The sequence below is a fragment of the Brachyspira catarrhinii genome, assembly GCF_005518285.1.
Taxonomy (GTDB): domain Bacteria; phylum Spirochaetota; class Brachyspiria; order Brachyspirales; family Brachyspiraceae; genus Brachyspira; species Brachyspira catarrhinii.
In genome coordinates this window covers 1-6,037 of record NZ_SJDU01000126.1, presented here as the reverse complement: position 1 = coordinate 6,037, position 6,037 = coordinate 1, and the positions used below count along the sequence as shown (strand labels likewise).

Below are 6,037 nucleotides of genomic sequence, written 5' to 3'. Positions count from 1 at the left end.
GATTTTAATTAAAGATAAAAATTGTTTATATGTTGAATATAAAACTATGAATAATGTTGATAATAATATTAAAGCCTTGCAAGGCATATACGAAAGGAATTTAAATTAATAATTATTAATTTAATATAAAAAAATTAAATAAAGGAGAAACTTTTATGAAAAAATCATTAATTATTTTATTTTTTGCTTCTTTTGCTTTACGCTAAAGCCGAAGCGCATACTTTTTTTATTTATTCGGAAAACAGGGAGGCAATAGAATATGTTGAATCGGTAAAAAGAGCCTTTAGAAATGCGGGACATAGAATTGCATATAGCGAAGATACTTCTTTCGATTATTATGCTATTATCGAAATAAATTCAAATACAAAAAATGAAAGTCTTTGGATTTTAGAATGGGAGAATGTAGAAGTTGAACTTAAAATTACAATAACGGATACTCAAAAACAGTATTCAATAGCGGAGGAAAGCGTTAAAGGTGGAAATAACCCCGACAAATTAGCTAATAAAATAGTAAAAAATATTTTAAAAAATAAATATTTAAAATAGACATACCCAAGTTTTATTTAATAATTCGTAATAATATATTGTTATTATAAAAACATACTTTAAATATAATTTTTGTAAACCTTATATTTAAAAAAGGATAGTTTTTATAGGTATTTGTTCGATTAAAGACTTGGTTTTTTAATATGTCAAAATTAAATATTTTATAATAACTATATTATTTATTCTACTTATTCAACTATTTTTCAACAACTCAATTATAGCCTTATAATCGTTTTCTTCGGCATAATCTAAAGCGGTTTTTCCATCGTTATTTTTAATATTAATATCAGCTCCGTTTTCTATAAGAACTTTGACGATTTCCGCATTATCCGAAATTGTAGCTTCCATTAAAGCCGTGTATCCGTCTTTGTTTTGCGTATTGATTTCAATTCCGCTCTCTATAAGAAGTTTAATAATTGCCAAATCCCATTTCAAAAAAGTAGAAGCGTATTTTAAAGCGTTATCTCCTTGCAAATCTTTGGCATTAACATCTGCGCCATTCTCTATAAGCGTTTTGCATATTTCATAATTATCGTCTTCCGTTGACGCGTTCATTAAAGGCGTAGTTCCTTCGTAATCTTTAGCGTTGATGTCAGCGCCGTTTTCTATAAGGATTTTAACCGTTTCATAATAAAAACTTGAAGCTTCGATTAAAGCCGTTGAATTTTCATTATTTCTTGCATCGATATCCGCGCCGTTGTCAATTAAAATTTTTACTATTTCATGGTATCCGAATTTTGAAGCCAAAATTAACGCCGTGTTGTTTTCTTTATCTACCGCGTTAATCAAAGTTTTAGTATTTATTTCTTTATTAAGCATCGATTTAATCTTTTTTAAATTTCCATTTTCTGCAGCTTTCAAAAATTCTTTTATTGGAGTTAATAAATCTAATAATAAATCTTTTAATTTGAAAATTAAAAATATTAAAATTAAAATCAATAAAGATATTTTTATTTTTGTATAACTTTCCATAAAATTTACTCCAAAATGAAAAATTAAATTATTAAAATAATTATAAATCGTTTTTTAATAAATGAAAAGATTTTATTTATAATTATTTATTGTAATTATAGAATAAATATTAAAAATAGAGTTGACAAAATTTTTAATAATTGTAAATAATATAAAGCGAAACGAATATTATTAATCAATACCCATCCCGCGCTTAATTCTTTAATTATAATTTACGATATAATAATTAAGTAAAAATATTTGTTTATTAGATTATACTAATTTTATCAATAACTCATTCTGCTTAAAATATCTATTAAAGTCGCAAGCGAATTTTGATTAGCATTTTTAAAATTTAATCTCATAACGGTTTTTACGCTATTATTGTTTTCAATATTAACCGAACCGCTTATATAATGCAATTCGCTTATTAATATATCAAATTCGTTATTTTCTCTAAATAATTTATAAGATTTATCTATATTAAAGAAAAACGAAACATCGTTATTAAACGCAAATCTCGAATAATTATCCGAATTACTGCGATTATTTAAAATATTTCTCAATCTATTAAGAGTTAAATCCGAGTTGCAAAAATAAGCCGTAGAATCCGAGACATAAAAATTTAAATCTCCCGATTCGCCCCAATATTCGTTATTATTTATTTTTCTTATAGCAATATCGTTTTCTAAAGTAAAATTTATAAATTTATTTTGATTATTTATAGAAGCTGCTACTATAATATTTGGTTGTCCGTTATCGTTTATAACAATACCCGAACAGTCTCCGCCAAACATATCTATAAAATCGTATCCAGTTATTCCGTTTGCAATTTCGCTTCTTAATTCTCTGTCTATTTCCGTATAGGCAAAATTATTTTTGATTATCTCGTTAAATTTTCTCGGACTGAAAGAAAACGAAAAGAATCCCAATATATTATAAGTGTCTACTAACTGGGCGACTTTAGAATTAATTTTCTTTTTTATTTGCCCGAAAGGATTTCTTGGAAAATACTGCTCTATTTCAAGTATTACATAACCTTGATTAAAATTTAAAGAAGCGCCGTAAGAAGATTTATAAAACATATTGTTAAACATATTATAATCTTCTTCAAGCAATCCTATTCTATAAATATAATCGCTGTCAATCCATAAAGCCATATCGTTAACTTTTTTCTCCAATTCCAAAAAAGTTTTATCTCTTAACGGGTTATTATTACTAACTATTTCATTCAAATAACTATAAGCCACATAAGTTCCAGAATCGCTATAAGTAAAACATAAAACATTATTTCCCATAGCCATTACCATCGTGTCGTCTATTTCAAAATATTCTATATTGCCCGAAAAATAATTTCTGATATAAGAACCTTCAAACATTTCATACACGACTTCTCTTAATTGCCTTAAATTTCTATAAGGAATTACCGCCGATACATCCCAATTATTAAAATCTTTAGATACTCCATGCAAAATAATTCTTACATCTTCGTTCAAATTGAGCGAATTTATAAAATTCTCTATTTTTCTTCCATCGCTATAATCTACTTTTCCTCCAGAATTTCTTATAACATCTCTTATGATTTCCGAATAATTTTTACCGAGTTTATTAATAACGGAATTAATATTAAACGACAAAACCGCTTTTGCAGAATTCGGAACATAATTGAAATTTTGCGAAAAAGCTAAATTAAAGCTTAAAGCTAAAATAATTATTGACGCGTAAAATTTGAGTTTCATTCTAATCTCCTGTTTTTAATTATTTATTTATTCTTTATTAGTCAAATCTTATATTCAAATTTTAATATCTCGAATATTCGTTTACCGTTCTTAAATGCTCTCGTTTAGAACTTTGATATTCCCTATAAATATTATCCAATTTATTTTCCGTATTGAGTATATATATTGGAACTTCAAAATCATCGTAATCAAATAATCCCCATTCGTCTTGATAACTGTCCGCTCTATTTACAATGCTTCTTCTTTGTTTATAATCCCAATAATAATTAAAAAGCTCTTCCGCTCTTTTAGCCACAAAATCGGCTTGGCAAAATTTACCCAAAACTACGCTTCCTATTTTTGCCGCGGAATTGTAATCTATTCCAAATATTTGCTCGAAGTTTTGCTCAAAAATTATCTGTTGATATGCGCTTTCAAAAATTGGCTGTTCAATCGCATAGCTAAAAATAAGCGCTACATATTCGTCTTGATATGTGTCTCTCAATTTAAGCCATAATCTTTCCTCTTTTTGTAAAGCCTTTTTTCCATCGGCATTTAGCAGATTTCTATATAATTTATAATATTTGTTTAGCAATATATCGTAATAATTATAAACATATCTTGCATGCTCCATGCTTAAATATTTTGTCCAATCTAACTCTGAAAGTTTTTCGCTTATCGCCTCTATTTTATAACAATCTAAAAGATATTCTTTTTGCTCTTTAGAAACATTTTGATAATTAAGCTCTCTTTCCTTTTTCGCTATTAAAGGCTCGGATAGTTTTTTAGCGTCCGAAAGCGCCGCCTCATAACTATAATAATCATAGGCAAAAACTTTTTCAATATTCGCTATAATAAAAATAGCGCAAAATAGATAAACAATATACTTTTTCATTTTTATTTTCTCCTCATTTTTAATTTTTAATAATTCATTTAAAATTATAATAAACATTTGTATATAGTGCCTTTAATATTTTCTATTTTTTCAAATATTTTCTTATATTTTTCACCACTTTATCAGCTAATCCGTTTAAATTATCGCTTTTACCTTCAACACTTTCTCGTCCTATATAATTTTCTGTTCGAGGGTCTAATACTGTAATCGTTAGTTTGGCTTTTTCTACTTTACTTAATCCCCATAATTTATCTTCTACCCACACGCTCATACTAACCGATACAAAATAGTCGACATAACTTTTTTCTTTTGTAATTTGATGTCCCGCTCTCATAAAAGCGTTTTCCACAGCTTCGACTACATATTGTTCCGCTCCTTCCGAATAGACATAAAAAATATGAGCTTCGGCTTTAGCGTAAATTAAAACGGAAGCAAAAAATAAAATAATTAATACTTTTTTCATTTTAAAATCTCTTTAAATAATTTAAAATATTTATAAACAAATGGAAATTCCATTCCAAATAAGTTGTCAAAATTAATAAAAGTTAAAAAAGATTTAACTAAATTTACGACACAGTCACACAGGGCGAAAAATATTTTTTGAAATATAAATTTGAAATAATTATTAGTTAAAATATATAATAATAGCTTTGCTTTGCTTTGCTTTGCTTTGCTTTGCTTTGCTTAACAAAATTACAGTATTTTGTATTTATCATTTTTTCACAATTCATTATTTATCAACTCTAATAATTTTTATAAAATATAACATGAATAAAAAATATGTCAATAGTTTAATTTTTATTCATTCTTAATCTTAAAACAAATAAAATCGTAAACATCAAAATTGGAAAAATTATAGCGAAAAATATTCCCGCTTTTAATCCTATTTGAGTAATATCGTTATTTGAAATTATATAAGAAAATGCATTTATTATGGTTTTATTATTTGAAACTATTCCAACAATTCCCGGTCCCATAGAACATCCCACATCGCCCGCCAAAGCTAAAACCGCAAACATAGCCGTTCCTCCTTTCGGGTAAGTTTTTGAGGCAAGACTGAAAACGGATGGCCACATTATTCCAACAGAAAGTCCAACAATAGCGCAACCTATTAAAGACAAAAACGCGAAAGGACTGAATACGATTACAATATATCCGATTATGCATAAAATTGCCGTTACCGATAAACCTTTATTTATATCTATATCTTCCGATTTCATTCCGTAAATTAATCTAGCCATTCCCATAAAAAACGCAAACATACAAGTTCCGAATATGTCTCCAACGCTTTTATTTACATTCAAACCGACTTCGGCAAAAAACGAAACCCATTGAACTACCGCATGCTCCGAAGCTCCCGAGCAAATCATTAATATTATAAAAGCCAAAACTATGCGAACGGATAATAATTTTCTTAATGAAACGGAATTATTTTCGCTATCTTCCGATTTCAAAGTGTTTATTGGGACTTCCAAAAATAAAATCGAGCAGATTATCGGCAGAATAGCCCAAAGTATAGATAAATATCTCCAATTTTCTATTCCAAATATTTTAAAATAAACGGTAGATAAAATTACTATAAACATCCAACCCCAGCAATAAAAAGAATGAAGTATATTCATTGCCTTTACTTTTTGTTTTTCTGGAAGCGCTTCTACTATCGGACTTACTAAAACTTCCGTTAATCCTCCGCCCATCGCGTTTAGAAAATAACATATCAAAATCGCAACGAAAGGATTAATATAAAAAGGCAAAATTCCTAATAATATAAATCCAACGCTTATGCAAATATTTGCAAATACGATTGGAATTCTGTAGCCTATTCTGTCGACAAATTTAGCCGATAAAAAATCTATAATCACTTGCATTGCAAAATTAAACGAAATTAAAAAAGATATGTAGATTTTGATTTATTATTAAAAGACGA

Annotated in this window: 6 protein-coding genes; 1 reads left to right on the top strand and 5 read right to left on the bottom strand. The window is 27.5% G+C overall.

All coding sequences use genetic code 11. The annotated features are described in order from the left end of the window. Positions 1-183 precede the first annotated feature (183 nt). Positions 184-546, top strand: a complete 363-nt coding sequence (locus tag EZH24_RS06080) for a hypothetical protein (protein WP_137998245.1) — start codon at positions 184-186, stop codon at positions 544-546. Positions 547-738: 192 nt separating this feature from the next. Here EZH24_RS06080 and EZH24_RS06075 read toward each other — a convergent pair whose 3' ends face one another. From EZH24_RS06075 to EZH24_RS06055, 5 genes are all read right to left on the bottom strand, one after another. After that, positions 739-1,518: an ankyrin repeat domain-containing protein gene (locus EZH24_RS06075; RefSeq protein ID WP_137998244.1), complete on the bottom strand. Its 780-nt coding sequence runs from the start codon at positions 1,516-1,518 to the stop codon at positions 739-741. Between the two features lie 266 nt (positions 1,519-1,784). Then, a complete protein-coding gene (locus tag EZH24_RS06070) occupies positions 1,785-3,236 on the bottom strand; it encodes a hypothetical protein (RefSeq protein ID WP_137998243.1) in 1,452 nt (483 codons plus the stop codon). Positions 3,237-3,297: 61 nt separating this feature from the next. Beyond that, the gene (locus EZH24_RS06065) at positions 3,298-4,110 is read right to left on the bottom strand and encodes a lysozyme inhibitor LprI family protein (RefSeq protein WP_137998242.1); all 813 of its coding nucleotides are present in this window, start codon (positions 4,108-4,110) and stop codon (positions 3,298-3,300) included. An 82-nt stretch (positions 4,111-4,192) separates the two neighbouring features. After that, positions 4,193-4,573 carry a hypothetical protein gene (locus tag EZH24_RS06060; protein WP_137998241.1) on the bottom strand — a complete coding sequence of 127 codons (381 nt, stop codon included), beginning with the start codon at positions 4,571-4,573 and terminating at the stop codon, positions 4,193-4,195. Between the two features lie 328 nt (positions 4,574-4,901). Beyond that, positions 4,902-5,996, bottom strand: a complete 1,095-nt coding sequence (locus EZH24_RS06055; protein WP_272897877.1) for an MFS transporter — start codon at positions 5,994-5,996, stop codon at positions 4,902-4,904. Positions 5,997-6,037: the final 41 nt, after the last annotated feature.